This window comes from Chloroflexota bacterium (assembly GCA_016235055.1).
In the GTDB taxonomy this organism is placed as follows: Bacteria; Chloroflexota; Anaerolineae; order JACRMK01; family JACRMK01; genus JACRMK01.
This window is the reverse complement of sequence record JACRMK010000032.1, coordinates 19,298-38,694: the sequence shown is the minus strand read 5'-3', so window position 1 is coordinate 38,694 and position 19,397 is coordinate 19,298. Positions and strand designations below refer to the sequence as shown.

The following is a 19,397-nucleotide window of genomic DNA, read 5'->3' as shown; positions in this document are numbered from 1 at the left end:
ATATTTAATGTTGAGACTTCATTTCATTATAACATACTTAGCCAGATCACTCCGGCCGCCAAACTCAGTACCGTGACCGGAGCGCCGACCTTGAGGTACTCGCCGAACGACAGGCGCACGCCCTGGCTGCGTGCGGATTCGGCCACGATCAGGTTCGCCACGGAGCCGAGCAGGGTTAGATTGCCGGCCAGTGTGGACGCCATCGCCAGCACTAGCCAGGTGCGGCCCGGATCTGCAAACTGCGGGACTAGGGGCCGGAACAGCAGCACGGCCGGCACATTCGATACCAGATTGCTCAGCACGACCGTGACGGCGGACAGCGGCAGCACGCCGCCGCGCGCCAGCGGTTCGGCGACGGCGAACAGATCGTCCGAGAAACCGAGCGCGCCGATGGCGCCCGTGACGACGAACAGCCCACTGAAGAAGACGAGCAGCGACCAATCGATTTGTGCGAAGATGCGCGACGGCTTCAGCCGGCGGGTCACGAGCAATGCGGCGGCAACCGTCAAGGCGGCCAGCGGGATCGGCGCGCCGAGCAGGAACGCCGCCAAGAGCAGGCCACTCAGCGTAACCGTCTTACGGAACAGCGGCGTGTAGATCTCGGCCGCCATGTCGTAGCGCTCGGGAAAGCGCCGCTCGGCAAACTCGGCTCGGTAGACGCCCACAATCACCACCCACGCAATGAGCATGCCGGCGAGCGACACGGGGACGAGCGCCCGCGCAAAGTCGAGGTACGCGATGTGCGACGACATGCCGATCAGCATGTTCTGCGGGTTGCCGGTGATCGTTGCTGCTGAACCGATGTTGGCCGAGGTCGCAAGCGCCATCAGGTAGGGGATCGGGTTGCGACGCAGGCGCTGCGCGACCTGGACGACCAGCGGGGTGAACATGAGGACGACCGTGTCGTTCAGAAACAGTGCCGAGAGTACGCCGGACGCGATGATGATCCAGCCGAGCAGGCAGCGCGGCGACCCGGCGTGCCGCACGACCAGCGCGGCGATCCAATTGAAGAATCCGGCCAGGCGCAGGTGCACGTTCAGCACCATCATGGCGAACAGCAGCACCAGCGTGTTGCCGTCCAGCGCGGCGAACGCCTGCGGCGCGCCGATGCCGCCGGCGGCAACCAGCACCACCGCGCCGACGAGTGCGATCGTGGCACGGTTCATGCGCAACTGCGGAAACTCGCCGAGCGCGACACCGGCGTAGGTCAGCACGATCACGGACGCGGCAAGCGCGTGGCGCGGGTCCATGCGCGGAGGGGGGATAGCGGCTCGCCGCCGGCTACTCGTTGATCAATTCGCCAACGGAAGCGCCGCGGTGGATGCGATCGATCACTTTGGCGATGAACGGCCCGACCGACAGCACGGTCATGTTGGGCAGGCTTTTTTCAGGCGGCACCGGCACCGTGTTGGTCACCACGATCTCCTCGAAGCCGGCGCTGCGCAGGCGGTCGACGGCCGGCGGCGAGAAGATCGCGTGCGTCGCGCACAGGAACACGCGGCGTGCGTTGTGGGACTTGAGTAGCGTGCAAGCGTTGCTGACCGTGCCGGCGGTATCCACCTCGTCATCGAGCAGAATGGCGTCCAGGCCGTCTACTTCGCCGATCAGGTTGAGCGCCTCGGTCTGCGTGGCCTTGCGCCGTTTTTCCACGATAGCGAGCGGCAAGTCGAGCAACTCGGCGAACTTGCGCGCGCGCTTCGACGAGCCTTCGTCGGGCGCGACGACGATCGCGTTGCTCAGGTCGCGCGACTGGAAGTACTCGCGCAGAATCGGGAAGGCGCTCATCTCGTCGCCCGGGATATTGAAGAATCCGGCGATCTGGCTGGCGTGCAGGTCCATCGTGAAAAAGCGGTCAGCTCCGGCGGTGGAGATGAGGTCGGCCATCAGCCGGGCGGTGATCGGCGTGCGCGGCTGGTCTTTCTTGTCGGAGCGCGAGTAGGCGAAGTACGGCATGACGGCGGTAATACGGCCGGCGGAATCGCGCCGTACGGCGTCGATCATGATCAGCAGCTTCATGATATTGTCGCTGACGGGAGAGCAGGTCGGCTGAATGATGAACACGTCGCGCGAGCGTAGCGAAGCCTGGAGCCGCACGAAGAAGTTTTCGTTGGGGAAGCGCGTGATGTCCACCGGGTGCAGCGGCACGCGCAATAGATCGGCAATCTCCTGCGCCAGCGCCGGGTGAGCGCCGCCGCTGATAATGGCCAGGTCTCCGTACATGCTCACGCGATTAGCGGTCATTAACGATCCTTTGGCTTATCGAGGGATATTTCGACGTTTCAAGGCAATCAGCGCGAATGTCCACTGAGCTTTTCGAAGGGTTCCCAATCCGGCGAAGGCGTTTCGACGGCGTAATCTGCCGCTCAGCGCCCGATTCGGCGACGAGTTGTGCCACACCACACGCCCGGCAGCGATACCGTGCGCGCAATGGTCAATTCGAAAACCCACGCAGCCTATCCGAATGGATTGCGCTCAAGCTCGTTCTTCACGACCAGCGCGGAGATCAGCGGCGCAATGAAATGCACCGGCAGCCACAGGCAGCAGCCGAATCCGCCCGACAGCAGTGAGCCGCTGATGCCGGAAGCGACAAATAGCCACCAGCCGACCAGCATCACCAGGCCGAGCACGGTGCGCCCGCCATACAGCCAGCCAACACCCAGGAAACCGAAGATGCCCAGCACGAACTCGAGTACAAACGCCGTGTTCGGGTCGGGCACGGCGGCCGGCGCAAATAGCGCCGTCAGGGGTGCAGCCTGCGCGGCGAGCGGCTGGCCGCAGTTCGCACAGAAACGCGCCGCCTCGGTGTTCTCGGCGGCACAGCGCGGGCATTTCATGATCGTGTTCCTTCCGGTGATTGCGCGTCAAGCAGATCGCGCAGCGCGGCCTGTGGCGCGATGCGGCGGGCGGCGATGTCGCCGATCAGCCGGTCGACTTCAGCCAGCCCGACGGCGGCCAGACGGCGCTCGAGCAGGGCGCGGGCCAGCCGGCGGCGCAACTCGTCGCCGATCCGCTCGCGCTCGCGGACTGCCAGATGGCCGCTGTCGCGCAGGTATTGTAAATGCTTATCCAGTTCATCGGCAAGTGGAGCGACCCCATCGTCGCTCGACGCCACCGTCTTTAGGATCGGCGGCCGCCACGTGACCGTGCCCTCGCCGGGGCCGCGCTGCGGGATGCCGATATCCAGCATCGTGCGAATGGCGTTGGCTGTGCGGTCGGCGCCCTCACGGTCCGCTTTGTTGATCACGAACACATCGGCGATTTCCAGGATGCCGGCTTTGAACGCTTGAATCTCGTCGCCGAGACCGGGTGCTTCGATGACGATCGTCGTCTGTGCGGCGCGCGCAATATCGACCTCGGCCTGCCCGGCGCCGACCGTCTCGACGAAGATAATGTCTCGCCCGAAGGCGTCGATCACCCGCACGACGTCGGCCGCCGATTCGGAAAGGCCGCCGACGCTGCCGCGCGAGGCAAGCGAGCGCATATAGACGCCGCGATCGGCGGTCAGGTCCTGCATGCGAATGCGGTCGCCGAGCAGTGCGCCGCCGGTGTATGGCGACGTCGGGTCGACCGAGACAATGCCGACCGAGCGCCCGCGACGCCGCTCTTCGCGCGCCAGTGCGGCCACAAGGGTGGATTTGCCCGTGCCGGGTGCGCCAGTAACGCCGACGATGTGCGCGCGCCCGGTGCGCGGGTAGAGCGCTGTCAGCGCTTCGTCGACGCCTGCGTGCCGGTTCTCGACATGGGTGATCAGCCGCGCCAGTGCGCGGCGGTCGCCCCGCTCGACGCCGGCTACCAACGCAGCCAGCGCGCCGCTTGAGGTGGAGGTCATCCGGCGGCCGGCGCCCGGTCGCGACCGGCGACTGCGGTCTCGATGAACTTTATGATATCGCGCGTGTCGGCGCCCGGCCCGAAGATGCCCCGGAAGCCGATCTGTTTCAGCACGGGCACATCGTCGTCGGGAATGATGCCGCCGGCGAACAACAGTATGTCGCCACGCTCCTCGCGCCTGAGCATCTCCACTATCTTCGGAAAGATCGCCATGTGCGCGTTGGACAGGATGGACAGGCCGATGCAATCCACGTCCTCCTGGATGGCGGCCTCGACGATCATCTCCGGCGTCTGGCGCAGACCGGTGTAGATCACTTCCATGCCGGCGTCGCGCAAGGCGCGTGCCACGACCTTGGCGCCGCGATCGTGGCCATCCAGTCCCGGCTTGGCTATCAGAACGCGGATCTTGTCAGTCATGCTCAACCTCTCAACCTACAGAATGACCGGCTCCTGGTATATGCCGAATACGCCGCGCAGCACGTCCATCATCTCTTGCAGCGTGGCGTACGCGGATACGGCGTCGATCAGGTACGGCATCAAATTGGCGCGGCCCGCGGCGGCCTCACTCAGTGCGCCGAGCCGGGCGGCCACGGCGGCGCTATCGCGCTCGCGCCGCACGCGCTCCAGCCGCGCCATTTGTCGGCGCTCACCGTCGGGATCCATCTTCAGGATCGGCACATTGATCGGCTGGCGCTCCACATACTCGTTGACGCCTACCACCGTGCGCTGTCCAAGTTCGATCTCGCGCTGGTAGCGCGCGGCCGAGTCCGCGATCTCGCGCTGGAAGTAGCCAGCCTCGATGGCCGGGATCACGCCGCCCAGCGACTCGATCTGCGCGAACATGCGCAGCGCATCCCGTTCCAGGCGGTCGGTCAGCGCCTCGACGAAGTAGCTGCCGCCCAGCGGGTCGACCGTGTTGGTGACGCCCGATTCGTGCGCGATGATCTGCTGTGTGCGCAGCGCGGTGTGCGCGGCGTGCTCGGACGGCAGGGCCAGCGCCTCGTCGAGCGAGTTGGTGTGCAGCGACTGCGTGCCGCCCAGCACGGCTGCCAGCGCCTGCAGGGCGACGCGCACGACATTGATCTCCGGCTGCTGCGCGGTGAGTGACGCGCCGGCCGTCTGCGTGTGGAAGCGCAGCCGCCACGACAGGTCGCTCTGCGCGCCGAACTGCTCGCGCAGCGTGCGCGCCCAGATGCGGCGCGCGGCGCGGTACTTGGCGATCTCCTCGAAGAAGTCGTTGTGCGCGTTAAAGAAGAACGACAGGCGCGGTGCAAACGCATCGACCGGCAGGCCGCGCTCCACCGCCCAGCGCACGTACTCGAAGCCGTCGGCCAGCGTGAAGGCGAGCTCCTGCGCGGCCGTGCTGCCCGCTTCGCGGATGTGGTAGCCGCTGATCGAGATGGTGTTCCAGCGCGGCATTTCGCGCATGCCGAACTCGATGGTGTCCGTGACCAGGCGCATGGAGGGGCGCGGCGGGAAGATGAACTCTTTCTGCGCGATGTACTCCTTGAGGATGTCGTTCTGAAGCGTGCCGCCCAGCTTGTCGCGCGGGATGCCGCGCTTCTCGGCGGCGACAATATACATTGCCCAGACCGGCGCGGCCGGCGAATTGATCGTCATCGACGTGGTGATCTGGTCGAGTGGCAGCCCGTCGAGCAGGACTTCCATGTCGGCCAGCGACGAGATGGCGACGCCGCATTTGCCGAATTCGCCGAGCGTTTCCGGCGCATCGCTATCGTAGCCATACAAAGTCGGCAGGTCGAAGGCGACGCTCAGGCCGGTCTGGCCCTCAGCGAGCAGGTACTTGAAGCGCGCGTTGGTCTCTTCGGCGCTGCCGAAGCCGGCGAACATGCGCATCGTCCACAGCCGGCCGCGATGCATCGTCGGGTGCGCGCCGCGCGTGAACGGGTATTCGCCGGGAAACCCGATATCGCGTGCATAGTCGAGCGCGGCCGTGTCGAGAGGTGTATAGAGGCGTTCAATCGGCTCAGACGACGTCGTCATGAACGGCCCGGACCGCTCGGGCATGCGCGCCAGCGACTGCTGAAGCGTCGTCTCCGACCAGCGGTCTTCGTCCTGCGCGAGTTGTGCGAGAAACGCGTGGTCAAACATGGGTATGCTCCACCGGGCTACTCCACGTACTGATACAACTCGATCAGCACGCCGTGTGCGGCCTTCGGGTGAATGAAGGCGATCTTCTGACCGCGCGAGTTTGTGCGCGGCACGGCGTCGATCAACTGCACGCCCTGGCGCGCCAATTCGGCCAGTGATGCCTCGATATCGTCCACCTCGACGCAGATGTGATGGATACCTTCGCCGCGCTTCTCCATGAACTTGCGGATTGGCCCGTCACCGGGGTACGGCTCCAGCAGTTCGATCTCGCTGCCGCCGCGCGGCAGGAAGGCGACTTTGACCTTCTGCTCCGGCTCGTCGGCAATGTGCGTCACGTCGAGGCCGAGCGCGTCGCGGTACACTTTGAGCGCCTCGTCGAGGCTATTGACAGCGATGCCGATGTGGTCGATGCGTTTGATCATGGTGCTCCCGGACATCTATCCACGAAGGGACACGAAGAAACACGAATGACAAGCAAGTCGTTCTTGGTGTTACTTCGTGTCCATTCGTGGAGACGACTTGTTTGTTGTGGGTTTCTACGCTATTCGCAGTCCCTTAGGATAACGGTTCTTCACGATGCCCTGCGAGCGCCGGCCCCAGCCGAGCGGAAACCCCGCTACACTCAAAAGTACCCACCCGTCCGGGCCGCCGGCCTCAAGCGGGTGACCATGCAGATAACGTCGCAAAGCTTCGTCGTCCGCCGCAAAGTCAAGCCGTGCGCCCGGCATCTGTGCGGTTTCGTCACGCCGCAGTGCCAGCGCAAGCGCATGGGCTGGCTCGAAGCGCCCGGTGGACACGTCGCCCAGCGGGCAGCCGAGTTCTACCACGCGAATCCCATCGAGCGGTGGCGTCTGCCTGGGCGTGGCGGCCAGTCTCGACTCGCGTGCCTCAAGTCGTACGCCGGCCCATGATTGGCTGCCGAGACTGGCCGCTTGGAACTCCTGCCACGCCGACAGCAACCGACGCGGCGGTTCATCCATTTCGCGGTACTGACGCTCCACCGCGTCGCCCGACGCGCGCCGGAGCAGGGCCACGAAGTGCCCTTCACCGCGTGCGCGATGCGGCCAGATGCGTCGGGTCTGCGCGAGCGCGTCGTCGTGCCGCCTGTCGTCTTCGGCCAACCATTCGGCATGCCCGGCATCCGTGCCGGTCAGTTCGCAGGGAACGACCTCGAAATCGGCATGGCGGTCGAGGAAGCCGGCGATCGACTGCTCATCCTCTTCCGGCGCGAATGTGCATGTGCTGTACGCCAGCCAGCCGCCTCTACGTACCAGGCGCGCCGCCGCGTCGAGCCCGTGTGCCTGCCGCACGGCACAGCCGCGCACATGCGCCTCGCTCCAGTCGGTGCGGGCCGACTCGGATTTGCGAAACATGCCTTCGCCCGAGCATGGCGCGTCAAACAGCACCCGGTCGAACACCGCGCCCCAGCGTTCAGCCAGCACGGCCGGCTCGGCGCTGACGACGACCGCATTGCGCACGCCGCAGCGTTCAAGATTCTGCGCCACGACCCGCGCACGGCGGGCATCGATATCATTGGCGACCAGCAGCCCGTCGCCCGCCAGCCGCGCCGCGATCTGGGTCGCTTTGCCGCCCGGGGCAGCCGCCAGATCGAGCACCCATTCACCGGGCTGCGGGTTCAGCGCCGCGACCACCGACATGGCCGAAGGCTCCTGCAGGTAGTACAGCCCCGCCGCATGATATGGGTGCTTGCCGGCGCCAGTCTCGTCGCCGATGGCGTAGCCGTCCGTGCACCATGGTACCGCAGTCAGCGGCCACGGTGCGAGGCGCTCGAATTCGCGCGCCGCCAGCTTCAGCGTGTTGACACGCAGTCCCGCGACCGGGGGACTTTCGAGCGCCGCTAACAACGCATCGGACTCGGCACCGAGCAGCCGCTGCATACGTGCCGCGAAGGCAGGCGGAATGCCGGTCATCCGCGCGTGCGATACTCCCCGAACACCAGCCTCAGCGCGCCGGCAATTTCACCCACGGTCGCGTACGTCTCGACGGCAGTCAAAATAAGTGGCATCAGGTTCTCGGTGCCGTGCGCCGCCTCCGCCAGGCGGGCCAATGTCCGCGCAACGGCGGCATGATCCCGCGAGGCGCGCAGCGCGATGACCTGCTCCCGTTGGTGAATCTCGATTTCCGGGCTGATCGCTAGTAGGCGCGGACGTATCTCCTCGCGTTCCACAAACTCGTTGACGCCGACCAGCGTGCGCTGTTTGGCCTCGATCTCGCGCTGCATGCGATACGCGCTCTCGTGAATCTCGTTCTGCGTCCAACCAAGCTCAATCGCCTGTAGCGCGCCGCCCAGCGCACCGATCTTGTCAAGGTACGCGCGCACCTTCCGCTCGATCTCGTCGGTGAGTCGCTCGACATAGTACGAACCGGCCAGCGGATCGACGGTATCGGCCGCGCCGCTTTCGTACGCGATGATCTGCTGCGTGCGCAGCGCCAGCCGCGCCGACTCCTCGGTCGGCAGTGCAAGCGCTTCGTCGTAGGAGTTGCAGTGCAGGCTCTGCGTGCCGCCGAGCACCGCCGCCAGCGCCTGCAGCGTCACGCGCACGGCGTTGTTGATCGGCTGCTGGGCGGTGAGCGCTGCGCCGGCCGTCTGCGTGTGGAAGCGCAGCATCTGGCTGCGCGGGTCTTTGGCGCCGAAGCGCTCGCGCATGATTCCAGCCCACAGACGCCGCGCGGCCCGAAACTTGGCCGCCTCCTCGAAGATGTCGTTCTGGGCCACGAAGAAGAACGACAACTGCGGTGCAAACGCGTCGATCGCCAAACCGCGCGCCAGCACCGATTCGACGTAGGCGATGGCGTTGGCGAACGTGAAGGCGACTTCCTGCACGGCGGTCGCTCCCGCCTCGCGCAGATGGTAGCCGCTGATACTGATCGCGTTCCATTTCGGCAGATCGCTGGCGCAGTACGCGATGATATCGGTCACCAGGCGCATCGATGGCGCTGGGGGGTAGATGTACGTACCGCGTGCGAGGTATTCCTTCAGGATGTCGTTCTGCACGGTGCCGCGCAAGTCGGCCGGCGATGCGCCCTGCTGCTTGCCGACGGCGATATACATGGCCAGCAGAATGGCGGCGGTGGCGTTGATCGTCATCGATGTGCTGACGTCGCGCAGGGCGATGCCGTCGAACAACGCTTCCATATCTTTCAGCGACGCGATGCTGACGCCGACCTTGCCGACCTCGCCCTCGACCATCGGGTCGTCAGGATCGTAGCCGATCTGGGTCGGCAAGTCGAAGGCCACGCTGAGGCCGGTCTGCCCGTGCTCAAGCAGATACTTGTAGCGCCGATTGGACTCCTCGGCCGTCGCATATCCGGCGTACTGGCGCATCGTCCACAGCCGACCCCGGTACATCGTCGGCTGGATGCCGCGCGTGAACGGGAACGCGCCGGGTGCGCCGAGTTCCGTGTCGAGCGCGGGCGGCAGGTCGGCGGCGGTATACTGACGCTTGATCTCGATGCCTGAGGTAGTCTCAAACTTCTCGCGGCGTTCGGCGTTGCGGTTGGTCATAGTAATTCCGGGAAATGGTAATCCGTTGGGCCGGACGGGCGCATCGCAATGCGCCCCTACGATACCAGTGCCTTGCGGTCGCCCCGATTGGCCATGGTCATTTTAGGCAACGGATGGCTGTCTGTCAGGCGGGCGCATCGCGATGCGCCCCCAACGACGACATGGCTGCGCGATCGTCGTTGTTGGAATTTGGGATTTGGCTTTTGGGATTTACGTTCACAGGTTGCGCTGCATGAAATCGACCAGCAACTGGTACGCGCGAATCTTCTGCTGGATGTCGCTGGAGCCGTGGCCCTCTTCGGCCAGCTCGACATACTCGAAATCCTTACCCTCGGTACGGTCGAGTTCCAGCAGCCGGTCGCGGAACACGCGCGCCTGCTCGATCGGGCAGCGCGGGTCGTTGACGCCGTGAACGATCAGCAAACGAGCGCGCATGTTTTCGACGAAGTTGATGGCGCTGCGGTCGCGCCACAAGTCCGCGTCCTTATCAGGGTCGCCCATCTGTTGCCGCAGGTAATACTTGAAGTGCTCCATCGAGCCGGCGTAGAGGCGGTGCAGGTCGGTGATGCCGACCCACGCCGCGCCGGCGCGCCATAGCTCGGGTTTCTTCGTGACGGCCATGAACGTCATGTAGCCGCCATAGCTGCCGCCGAAGACACCAATGCGGGCCGGATCCACGTAGGGCAGGCTCTTGAGATGCATAGCTGCATGAGCCACGTCTTCGAGGTCGGCGCCGCCCCAGTCCTTGATCGCCATATCGCGGAACTTGGTGCCGTAGCCGGTGCTGCCGCGCGGGTTGGGTTCGATGACGACGTAACCGGCATCGACCAAAAACTGCGCGTACACGTCGAATCCGCGCAGCCATTGTGCAGTGGGGCCGCCGTGCACGCAGACGATAGCCGGGCGGCGCTCGCCCGACGCCAAATCGCGCGGTCTGTACAGGATGGCCGGAATCTGCGTGCCATCGAACGACGGGTACCAGATGTGCGCGGCTTCCACGAAGACAGACGGATCGATCGTGCCATATTCGGCCGCGACGACGGCGCGGAAGCTGTCGTCGGCCAGATCGTACAGGACGAGCGAGGGACGCGTCGTGTCGCTCATGAACATCGTCAGCAGGGCGCGGTTGCCCAGCACAAAGTGCGAGCCGACGGCGATGCCGGCCGGCAGCTTCAGGTCGCGACGCGCGCCGGTCTGCACGTCGTACAGCACGGGGCGAATCTGTGCTTCATGGTTGCGGATGCACGCCAACCAGCGGCCGTCGGCGGAAAAGCGAACTGCGGTCTCGTCGGCGCCGTCTTCGCCGAGCCAACGCACCGCGCCGCTCTGCCAGTCGAGGATGCCGGGCCGGTGCAGCCCGCCGACATCCGACGTGATCGCCAGCGAGAGGCCATCCGGCGACCAATCGGCGACCCAGTCCTGCGAGCCGACGGCGGCGGAGTAGACCTTGCGCTGCGCGCTGCCGTCGGCGCGCATTACGTATACGTCCGTGTTCTTCAATACCGACGTTTCGTTGGTGCCGTAGGCCAGCCACTGGCCGTCCGGGCTCCAGAAACCGCCGCCGACCGGCGATGTGTACGCCGTCAACTGCGTGTACTCGCTGCCGTCCGGGCGCGTCTTCCAAAGATTCATCTGCCCCACGCGATTGGTCTGCACGGTCAGCCACTGGTTGTCCGGGCTGAACTGCACCGGAACCTCCTGGCAGTGCGGGTTGTCGGTCAGCCGGGTCACCGCGCGGCTGGCTACGTCGATCGCGAAGAGGTCATGCTGCTCGTCGCCGTCACGGTCTTTGGCAAATACGATCTGCCGGTCGGTGCGGTCCCAGACGAACCCGGCCCGCACGGCGCGCGGCACCTCGCCGTGGCTGATCTGTGTGACTGCGCCCGTGTTGAGGTCGGCGGTGAATAGCTCCAGCCGTCCGGTGCGGTCCCAGTAAAAGGCGACACGGTCGCCGGCCCAGGAGGGCGTCGGCGCAAAGAAACTAGGCAACCTTGCCAGTTCTTCCAGCGGAATGCGCGAGGGCATGAACACTCCTACTCGGCCGAAATGACCATGAGCAACTGCCCCTGGTCCACCTTCTGACCTGCCGCGATCTTGATCTGCTTGATGGTGCCCGCACTGGGGGCGCGCAATTCGTTTTCCATCTTCATCGCTTCAAGGATGACCAACCCCTGGCCGCTCTTGACGAGGTCGCCTTCTTTGGCCTTTACGGCGACGACCATCCCCGGCATGGGCGCTTTGAGTTGAGCATCGCCCTTCGGGCTGCGTGTCTGGCTGCCGATGCCGTGAATCCGGCGCGTGTACTCGTCCTCCACGACCACTTCGTGCCGTTCACCGGCCAGGTGCACGTCGTACCCGGTGTCGATGCGGTTGACGTAGACCTCGTACGAATGGTCGCTCAGGAGCAGCGAGTAGATCTGCTGGTCGCCGATGCTGCGCATGTCGAGCCGGAAGGTTGTCCCGTTGATCGTGATGGTGCTGTCGTTTCCGACATCGACCAGGAACTCGCGTTCGTCGACGCGGGCTATGTATTTCATGGGCAAGCTCTCCTAGCGCAGGCTGTTCCGGCGCCCGGCGTTCTTCCAGCTGTTGCCGCCGCCGGGGCCGTCGGATGCGGGCATGACGATCGCCTTCTGCCGGCGCTGGTGATGCAGGAGCACGGCGGCGGCTACGGCCGGTTCGATGTACGCTTCGCGGCGAGCCGAAAGGTTATCGTTGTTCTCTTCGATGAATGATGTGTTGTACTGCCCGCCCAGGAATGGCGTGTTCTCCAGCACCCGCATGTGGAACGGGATATTGGTCTTGATGCCGACCACGCGGTACTCGCGCAGGGCGCGCTTCATGCGCATGATCGCGTCGGCGCGCGTCTCGCCCCACACGATCAGCTTGGCCATCAGCGGATCGTAGTATAGCGACATCTCGAAGCCTTCGAATATGCCGCTCTCGACGCGTACGCCGGGACCGGACGGCTCCGTCAGCGTCGAGATGCGGCCGATCGACGGCAGGAAGTTGTTGTACGGGTCCTCGGCGGCGATGCGGCACTCGATCGCCGCGCCGTTTGGCTTGATGTCGTCCTGGCGGTAGCGCAGGCGGCGGCCGCTGGCGATGCGCAGTTGCTCCTTGACAATGTCGATGCCATACACCATTTCCGTGACCGGGTGTTCGACCTGCAGGCGCGTGTTCATCTCGAGGAAGTAGAAGTTCTTGTTTTTGTCGACGATGAACTCGACCGTCCCCGCATTGTTGTAGTTGGCGGCTTTGGCGGCGCGCACCGCCATGTCGCCCATGCGGGCGCGCATCTCGTCGTCGACCAAAGGCGACGGCGACTCCTCGATCAATTTCTGGTGCCGGCGCTGGATCGAGCACTCGCGCTCGCCCAGGTGGATGACGTTGCCGAAGTTGTCGCCCAGTATTTGGATCTCGATGTGGCGCGCCGGATGGACCAGCCGCTCCAGGTATACGGTGTCGTCGCCAAACGCGGTCAGGGCCTCGCGCCGCGCCGACGGCAGGGCGCGCTGCAGTTCGTCGACGTCGTTGACGGCGCGCATGCCCTTGCCGCCGCCGCCGGCGGCCGCCTTGATGAAGATCGGGAAGCCGATGCGCTCGGCTTCGGCCTCGATCTCGCCGTCGCTCAGTCCAAGGGCCGAGCCGGGGACGGTCGGCACGCCGGCCGCGCGGGCGGTCTTGCGCGCGTTGACCTTGTCGCCCATCGCCTCGATCGCCTCGGGGCTGGGGCCGATGAAGGTGATACCGGCTTCGGCGCAGGCGCGCGCGAACTGCGCCTTCTCGGACAGGAAGCCGTAGCCGGGGTGGATCGCCTCGGCGCCGGACTTGATCGCGGCGTCGATGATGCGGTCGATGCGCAGGTAGGAGTCGCGCGACGGCGCCGGGCCGATCGGGTAGGCCGCATGCGCCCGGCGGACGTGCAGGGCGTGTCGATCGGCCTCGGAGTAGACCGCGACCGTCTCGACGCCGAGCTCGTAACAGGCGCGGATGATGCGCACGGCAATCTCACCGCGATTGGCAATCAGGATTCGCTGGAACATGGATCGTACCCCTACAGCGGGATGTTGCCGTGTTTCTTGGGCGGGTTGCTGTCTTGCTTGTTTTGCAGCATCTCAAGCGCGGAGATCAGTTTCGGGCGCGTCTCGTGCGGCTCGATCACGTCATCGACATAGCCGTACGATGCGGCGACGTACGGGTTGGCGAACGTGTTGCGGTACTCCTCGGTCAGCCGCTTCTTCTCGCCCGTCGGGTCGACCGCCTGTTCGATCTCGTGGCGGAACACGATGTTGACCGCGCCGTCGGGTCCCATCACAGCGATCTCTGCGCTCGGCCAGGCGTACACGATATCCCCACGCACATGCTTGGAGTTCATGACGTCGTAGGCGCCGCCGTAGGCTTTGCGCGTGATGACGGTCACCTTCGGCACGGTCGCCTCGCAATAAGCGTACAGCAACTTGGCGCCGTGGCGGATGATACCACCGTGCTCCTGGCCGACGCCGGGCAGGAAGCCCGGCACGTCCTCGAACGTGACCAGCGGGATGTTGAACGCATCGCAGAAGCGCACAAAGCGCGCGGCCTTCATCGAGGAGTTGATATCCAGCACACCGGCCAGCACGGCCGGCTGCTGCGCGACGATGCCCACCGAGCGGCCGTTCAGTCGCGCGTAGCCGATAAGGATATTCGCCGCAAAATGCGGCTGGATCTCGAAGAACTCGCCGTCGTCCACGATACGCGTGATGACGTCCTTCATGTCGTACGGCTTGTTCGGGTTGTCCGGCACCAGCGTGTCGAGCGCCTCGTCCATACGCAGCGGGTCGTCGGTCGCCTTGCGCGACGGCGCATCCGACAGGTTGTTCTGCGGAATAAAGGTCAGGAGTTGCCGTATCAGGCGCAGGCAGTGTTCCTCGTTATCGGCGGCGAAGTGCGAGACGCCGCTGACGCTGTTGTGCGTCATCGCGCCGCCCAGTTCCTCGAAGGTGACGTCTTCGTGTGTAACCGTCTTGACGACGTCCGGGCCGGTCACGAACATGTACGAACTGTCCTTGACCATGAACACGAAGTCGGTGAGCGCCGGCGAATAGACTGCGCCGCCTGCGCAGGGGCCCATGATCGCGCTGATCTGCGGGATGACGCCGCTGGCCAGCGTGTTCTTGAGGAAGATGTCGGCGTAACCGCCGAGCGACACCACGCCTTCCTGGATCCGCGCGCCGCCGGAATCGTTTAGCCCGATCAGCGGCGCACCGTTCTTGAGCGCCAGATCCATGATCTTGCAGATCTTGTCGGCGTGCGCGCGGCCGAGCGAGCCGCCCAGCACCGTGAAATCCTGCGAGAATACGTATACCAGCCGCCCGTCGATTGTCCCGTAGCCGGTCACCACGCCGTCCCCGAGAAACTTGTTGCGCGCCATGCCGAAGTTCGTTTCGCGATGCGTCACGAACGCGTCAAGCTCGTTGAACGAATTGTCGTCGAGCAGCAGGCTGACGCGCTCGCGCGCCGTCAGTTTGCCCTGCTTGTGCTGTTTCTCGATACGCTCCGGGCCGCCGCCTTGCTGGGCCTGCACGCGCAACCGGCGCAGTTCGAGTATCTTGGGATCGGTGCTCATGGCCATCCTTGTCTGATGTAGTCTGCCCGTTATGGCGTTGCTAGCGCGTGTCGAGGATGTTGCGCGCGATGACGAGCCGCTGAATTTCGCTCGTGCCCTCGTAGATCTCCGTGATCTTGGCGTCGCGGAAATAGCGCTCCAACGGCAGTTCCTTGCTGTAGCCGATGCCACCGTGCACCTGGATGGCCTTGGTTGTGACCCACATGGCGGTCTCCGACGCGAAGACCTTCGCCATGCTGGCTTCCTTGCTAAAGCGCTCGCCGCGCATCTTCTTCTGTGCGGCATTGTAGATCAGCAGGCGCGCCGCTTCGATGCGGGTCGCCATGTCGGCGATCATCCACTGGATGGCCTGGAAGTCCGCGATCTTGTGGCCGAACGCCTCGCGCTGCTTCGCATACGCGACCGATGCCTCATAGGCGGCCTGCGCGATGCCGAGCGCCTGCGAGGCGATGCCAATGCGCCCGCCGTCGAGGATGGTGAGCGCGATCTTGAACCCGTCGCCTTCCTGGCCGAGCAGCATGGCGACCGGCGCGCGGTAGTTCTCGTATGTCATCTCACAGGTGGCGGAGGCGCGGATGCCAAGTTTCGGCTCCACCTTGCCCTTGATCAGCCCGGGCTGGGTCGGGTCAATGATGAAGCACGAGGTACCCTTGGTGCCCTTGGCGCGATCGGTGACAACGAACAGCAGGATCGTGTCGGCGTAGGGGCCGCTGCTGATCCACGACTTGCGGCCATTGATCACGTAGGCATCGTTGTCGCGCACGGCGGTCGTCTTCACGTTGCCGGCGTCGCTGCCTGACTGCGGTTCGGTTAGCGAGTAAGCGCCGATCTTCCGTCCGGAAGCGAGGGGGATGAGAATATCGTGTTTCTGCTGTGCGCTGCCGAACAGTTTGATGCCCGAACAAACCAAAGAATTCTGCACGGACATGACCACGCCGTGCGATGCGCACGCCTTGGAGATTTCCTCCATCGCCAGCACGTAGCACATGGTGTCGAGACCGGCGCCGCCATACTCTTCCGGCACTTCGATGCCCAGCAGTCCCAGTTCGCCCATCTTCTTGACAGTCGCCGCCGGAAACTCGCCGGTTTCGTCGATGCGCGCGGCGATCGGCGCGATCTCGTTCTGCGCGAAGTCGCGCGCCAGATCGCGGATTTGCCGCTGCGTCTCGGTCAGTTCAAAGTCCATGCTGATGCTCCACTGCAATCTAGACCAACTCGAAGCTGGCGACGACCGCCTCGCCGCCGCCGAGGCACAGGCAGGCCAGCCCGCGCTTGCCGCCGCGATCTTTCAGCGCGTGCAGCAGCGTGACAACGATCCGCGCGCCGCTGGCGCCGATCGGGTGGCCGAGCGCGATGCCGCCGCCGCGCACATTGACGCGCTCCCAGTCCCAGTTGAGCGCCTGCCCGTTGGCCAACACCTGCGCGGCAAACGCCTCATTGACCTCGATCAGGTCGTAGTCTTCGATTTTTGTGCCCGTCTTCTGGAGCAGCCGGCGAATCGCATGGGACGGCGCATCGAAGATCCATTTGGGGTCGAGCGCCGCCTGGGCCCAGCCGGTGATGCGCGCGAGCGGGTCGATGCTTGTCGTGTCGCACGCGGCTTCGCTGGCCAGCACCAGGGCAGCCGCGCCGTCGGTGATGCCGGGCGCGTTGCCGGCGGTGACCGTACCGTCTTTCTGGAAGGCGGGGGCGAGCCGCGACAGCGCCTCGAGCGAGGTGTCCGCGCGCGGCCCCTCGTCCTGCCGCACGACGATCGACGCGCCTTTGCGGCCGGGCAGCGTGACCGGCACGATCTCGGCGGCGAACTGCCCGGCGGTCGATGCCGCGACAGCGCGGCGGTGCGAGCGCAGCGCGTATTCGTCCTGTTCGTCGCGGCCGATTTCGAACTCGCGCGCGATGAACTCCGCGGAATTGCCCATATGCTGGTTCTCGAATGAGCACCACAGCCCGTCGTGGATGACCGAGTCGATCATCTGCGCGTGACCGAGCCGCAGTCCCTGCCGCGCGCCGGGCAACATATACGGCGAGAGCGTCATGTTTTCCATGCCGCCCGCCACGATCAACTCGGCGTCGCCGTTGCCGATGGCCTGAGCGCCCATGATGATTGCCTTGAGCGCGGACCCACAGACTTTGTTGATCGTCGTGGCGCTCACGCTGGACGGCAGGCCCGCATGGATCGCCGCCTGGCGAGCCGGGGCCTGGCCCTCGCCGCCCTGCAGCACGTTGCCCATCAGCACTTCATCGATGGTCGCCGCCTCGACGCCGGCGCGTGTCACCGCCTCGCGAATGACGGTGGCGCCGAGTTCAACCGCCGGGAAATTTGCGAAAGCGCCTGCGAGTTTGCCGATTGGCGTGCGCACGCCGGACAACACATAGGTTGGATTCATTTGCTTGCCTCGCTTTCACGCCGCCGCGTGCGCGCGGAGGGTTCCGACACGCGATGGCTCGACCACCGCACTCATTATACTTTTACTGATGATTGTTTTCCACTGGCGCCGACCAGCAGCAGCAGCGCGATCAAGCCGCTGAAGCGCAGCCCGGCGGCAATCAGCATGTCGGCGTTGATGCTGATCACATTGAGCAGCGCGGTGCCAATGAACGGGGCGATAAACCCCGCGCTGAACAGCGCCGAATTGAACACTGCGATGTACGATGGCCGCTGTTCCGCGGGGGCCACGTCGAGCAGCAGGTTGAACGAGCTGAGCCCGAACATCGCATTGCTCAAGCCGCCGACGATGGAAATGAGCAGGAGCGGCTCCAGCGTCGTTGTAAACGCCGTGGCCAGCGGATACGCAGCATTCAATGCGACGGCCAGCAGCAGCAGCCGCCGGTCGCCCAATCGGACGGACAGGCGCGGCAGGATGGCGTACATGATCATCGACGTCAGGCTCTGCACGGTCAGGATGATGCCGATAAAGGTGTCACTGGCGTTCAGATGGCGCACCCAGTAGATCGTGTACAGCGGCACGGGCAGGAAGATACCCCAGTGCAGGATGAACATCGCCAGGGCAAAACGGCTGAACTGCGGGCCGCGCCGCATCAGGTCGATGAATCCACGCGGGCTGAGCAGCGAGTTGCGCTTGACCGGCATCACCACGCGCTCGTCATGGGTGCGCAGGCGTGAAAGGAACAGGATGCTGAACATACTGGCGAAGTAGCCTGTGGCGAAGAGCACCTGGTAGTTGAGCGGGAACGTGAACAGCGACCCGATCACACCGTCGAGCATGGCCGGATTCAGACCGAGGAACAGCCCGCCGAGCAGCGAGCCGAGCGTCGATGTCAGACCGAGCAGGACGTTGCGGACCGCGACCACGCGAGTGCGGTGCGGCGACGGCACCACGTCGGCGAACATCGCGGAGAACGAAATGTTCGACATAACCTGCGGGAACGACATGAGCGTGACCACCACGACGATGGCCTCGGCCCGGTTTGCAGAGAAGGCAATGGGCACCAGTGCCAGCGCGAGCAAGCCCGTGCGGTACAGCGCGCCGTTGGTTACGATGAAACGCAGCCGATGGGTTGCGCGTTCGATGATGCCGGCAGCGGGAATGGACCATAGGGCAAACACGAGCGACGGCACGGCCGCGAGCCAGCCCATGACATCGTTGGTCGCGCCCAGCCGCAGGGCGTAGACGCTCAGGAAGGTCTGGAGGATGCCGAACATGAAGCCGAAGCACGCGACCTCGGCGTACAGGTACCAGTAGTTGCGCTCCTCTTCGCTGTCGCCCGGGCGCATCCGCGCGGGCAGGCGCCGGAGGCCCGAGAGGTTCACGCCGGCTCGATGACGCGGCGCAGGCGATTCCACGTTTCGTCGAGCCACTCGGGGAGCACGCGCGTTTCGCCGCTGATGGTCATGAAGCTCGTGTCGCCGGTCCAGCGCGGCACAATGTGGAAATGCAGGTGGTCGGCCATGCCGGCGCCCGCCGACTTGCCGAGGTTCAGTCCGACGTTGAAGCCGTCGGGGTGCGAGGCCGCCTTGAGCCACTCGATGCTTCGCGCAATCAGTTGCATCAATTCGGCCCGGGTGGCCGGCGCAAGCGCGGAGAGATCAGCCGTGTGCAGATGCGGCACGACGAGCAGATGCCCGTTGTTGTACGGGTATTTGTTCAGCATCACCAGCGCTGACTCGCCGCGGTAGATGACCAGGGCCTCGCGGTCATCGGTGTGTGCCAGTGCGGCGCAGAAGACGCACCCGCCGGCGGCCTTGTCCCCGGCTATATATTGCATGCGCCAGGGCGTCCACAAGCGTTCCATGTTCATCCGAACGGTCGTTCCCTTCTCAGGACACAAAAATGCGCAACGGCGCCTTCGCGCCGTTGCGCG

General features: G+C 65.0%; 17 protein-coding genes. All 17 read right to left on the bottom strand.

Annotation, left to right across the window (positions count from 1 at the left end; genetic code table 11):
* Window positions 1–26: 26 nt before the first annotated feature.
* Window positions 27–1,250 (bottom strand): anion transporter, encoded by a 1,224-nt coding sequence (locus HZB53_08155; GenBank protein MBI5877606.1) that lies wholly within the window; start codon window positions 1,248–1,250, stop codon window positions 27–29.
* Between the two features lie 31 nt (window positions 1,251–1,281).
* Window positions 1,282–2,241, bottom strand: a complete 960-nt coding sequence (locus HZB53_08150) for a ribose-phosphate pyrophosphokinase (GenBank protein ID MBI5877605.1) — start codon at window positions 2,239–2,241, stop codon at window positions 1,282–1,284.
* A 212-nt stretch (window positions 2,242–2,453) separates the two neighbouring features.
* The gene (locus HZB53_08145; protein MBI5877604.1) at window positions 2,454–2,834 is read right to left on the bottom strand and encodes a zinc ribbon domain-containing protein; all 381 of its coding nucleotides are present in this window, start codon (window positions 2,832–2,834) and stop codon (window positions 2,454–2,456) included.
* Window positions 2,831–3,829, bottom strand: coding sequence for a methylmalonyl Co-A mutase-associated GTPase MeaB (gene meaB, locus HZB53_08140; GenBank protein ID MBI5877603.1), 999 nt, complete (start codon window positions 3,827–3,829; stop codon window positions 2,831–2,833). Before meaB ends, HZB53_08145 begins: the two co-directional genes overlap by 4 nt.
* On the bottom strand, window positions 3,826–4,245 hold the full coding sequence (locus tag HZB53_08135; GenBank protein ID MBI5877602.1) for a cobalamin B12-binding domain-containing protein: 420 nt from the start codon (window positions 4,243–4,245) through the stop codon (window positions 3,826–3,828). Before HZB53_08135 ends, meaB begins: the two co-directional genes overlap by 4 nt.
* A 15-nt stretch (window positions 4,246–4,260) precedes the next feature.
* Window positions 4,261–5,940: a methylmalonyl-CoA mutase family protein gene (locus HZB53_08130; GenBank protein MBI5877601.1), complete on the bottom strand. Its 1,680-nt coding sequence runs from the start codon at window positions 5,938–5,940 to the stop codon at window positions 4,261–4,263.
* A gap of 17 nt (window positions 5,941–5,957) precedes the next feature.
* Window positions 5,958–6,362: a methylmalonyl-CoA epimerase gene (gene mce, locus HZB53_08125; GenBank protein ID MBI5877600.1), complete on the bottom strand. Its 405-nt coding sequence runs from the start codon at window positions 6,360–6,362 to the stop codon at window positions 5,958–5,960.
* Window positions 6,363–6,476: 114 nt separating this feature from the next.
* The gene (locus HZB53_08120; GenBank protein ID MBI5877599.1) at window positions 6,477–7,838 is read right to left on the bottom strand and encodes an RsmF rRNA methyltransferase first C-terminal domain-containing protein; all 1,362 of its coding nucleotides are present in this window, start codon (window positions 7,836–7,838) and stop codon (window positions 6,477–6,479) included.
* 29 nt (window positions 7,839–7,867) lie between these two features.
* A complete protein-coding gene (locus tag HZB53_08115) occupies window positions 7,868–9,466 on the bottom strand; it encodes a methylmalonyl-CoA mutase (protein ID MBI5877598.1) in 1,599 nt (532 codons plus the stop codon).
* 216 nt (window positions 9,467–9,682) lie between these two features.
* Entirely contained in the window at window positions 9,683–11,497 is a 1,815-nt protein-coding gene (locus HZB53_08110; protein ID MBI5877597.1) for a prolyl oligopeptidase family serine peptidase, read from the bottom strand.
* A gap of 2 nt (window positions 11,498–11,499) precedes the next feature.
* A complete protein-coding gene (locus tag HZB53_08105; GenBank protein MBI5877596.1) occupies window positions 11,500–12,003 on the bottom strand; it encodes a biotin/lipoyl-binding protein in 504 nt (167 codons plus the stop codon).
* A 12-nt stretch (window positions 12,004–12,015) separates the two neighbouring features.
* A complete protein-coding gene (accC, locus tag HZB53_08100) occupies window positions 12,016–13,512 on the bottom strand; it encodes an acetyl-CoA carboxylase biotin carboxylase subunit (protein MBI5877595.1) in 1,497 nt (498 codons plus the stop codon).
* A gap of 11 nt (window positions 13,513–13,523) precedes the next feature.
* Entirely contained in the window at window positions 13,524–15,080 is a 1,557-nt protein-coding gene (locus HZB53_08095; protein MBI5877594.1) for an acyl-CoA carboxylase subunit beta, read from the bottom strand.
* 34 nt (window positions 15,081–15,114) lie between these two features.
* The gene (locus tag HZB53_08090; GenBank protein MBI5877593.1) at window positions 15,115–16,260 is read right to left on the bottom strand and encodes an acyl-CoA dehydrogenase; all 1,146 of its coding nucleotides are present in this window, start codon (window positions 16,258–16,260) and stop codon (window positions 15,115–15,117) included.
* A 19-nt stretch (window positions 16,261–16,279) separates the two neighbouring features.
* Window positions 16,280–17,461 (bottom strand): acetyl-CoA C-acetyltransferase, encoded by a 1,182-nt coding sequence (locus HZB53_08085; GenBank protein ID MBI5877592.1) that lies wholly within the window; start codon window positions 17,459–17,461, stop codon window positions 16,280–16,282.
* Between the two features lie 74 nt (window positions 17,462–17,535).
* The gene (locus HZB53_08080; GenBank protein ID MBI5877591.1) at window positions 17,536–18,846 is read right to left on the bottom strand and encodes an MFS transporter; all 1,311 of its coding nucleotides are present in this window, start codon (window positions 18,844–18,846) and stop codon (window positions 17,536–17,538) included.
* Entirely contained in the window at window positions 18,843–19,328 is a 486-nt protein-coding gene (locus HZB53_08075) for an HIT domain-containing protein (protein ID MBI5877590.1), read from the bottom strand. Before HZB53_08075 ends, HZB53_08080 begins: the two co-directional genes overlap by 4 nt.
* Between the last annotated feature and the right edge of the window lie 69 nt (window positions 19,329–19,397).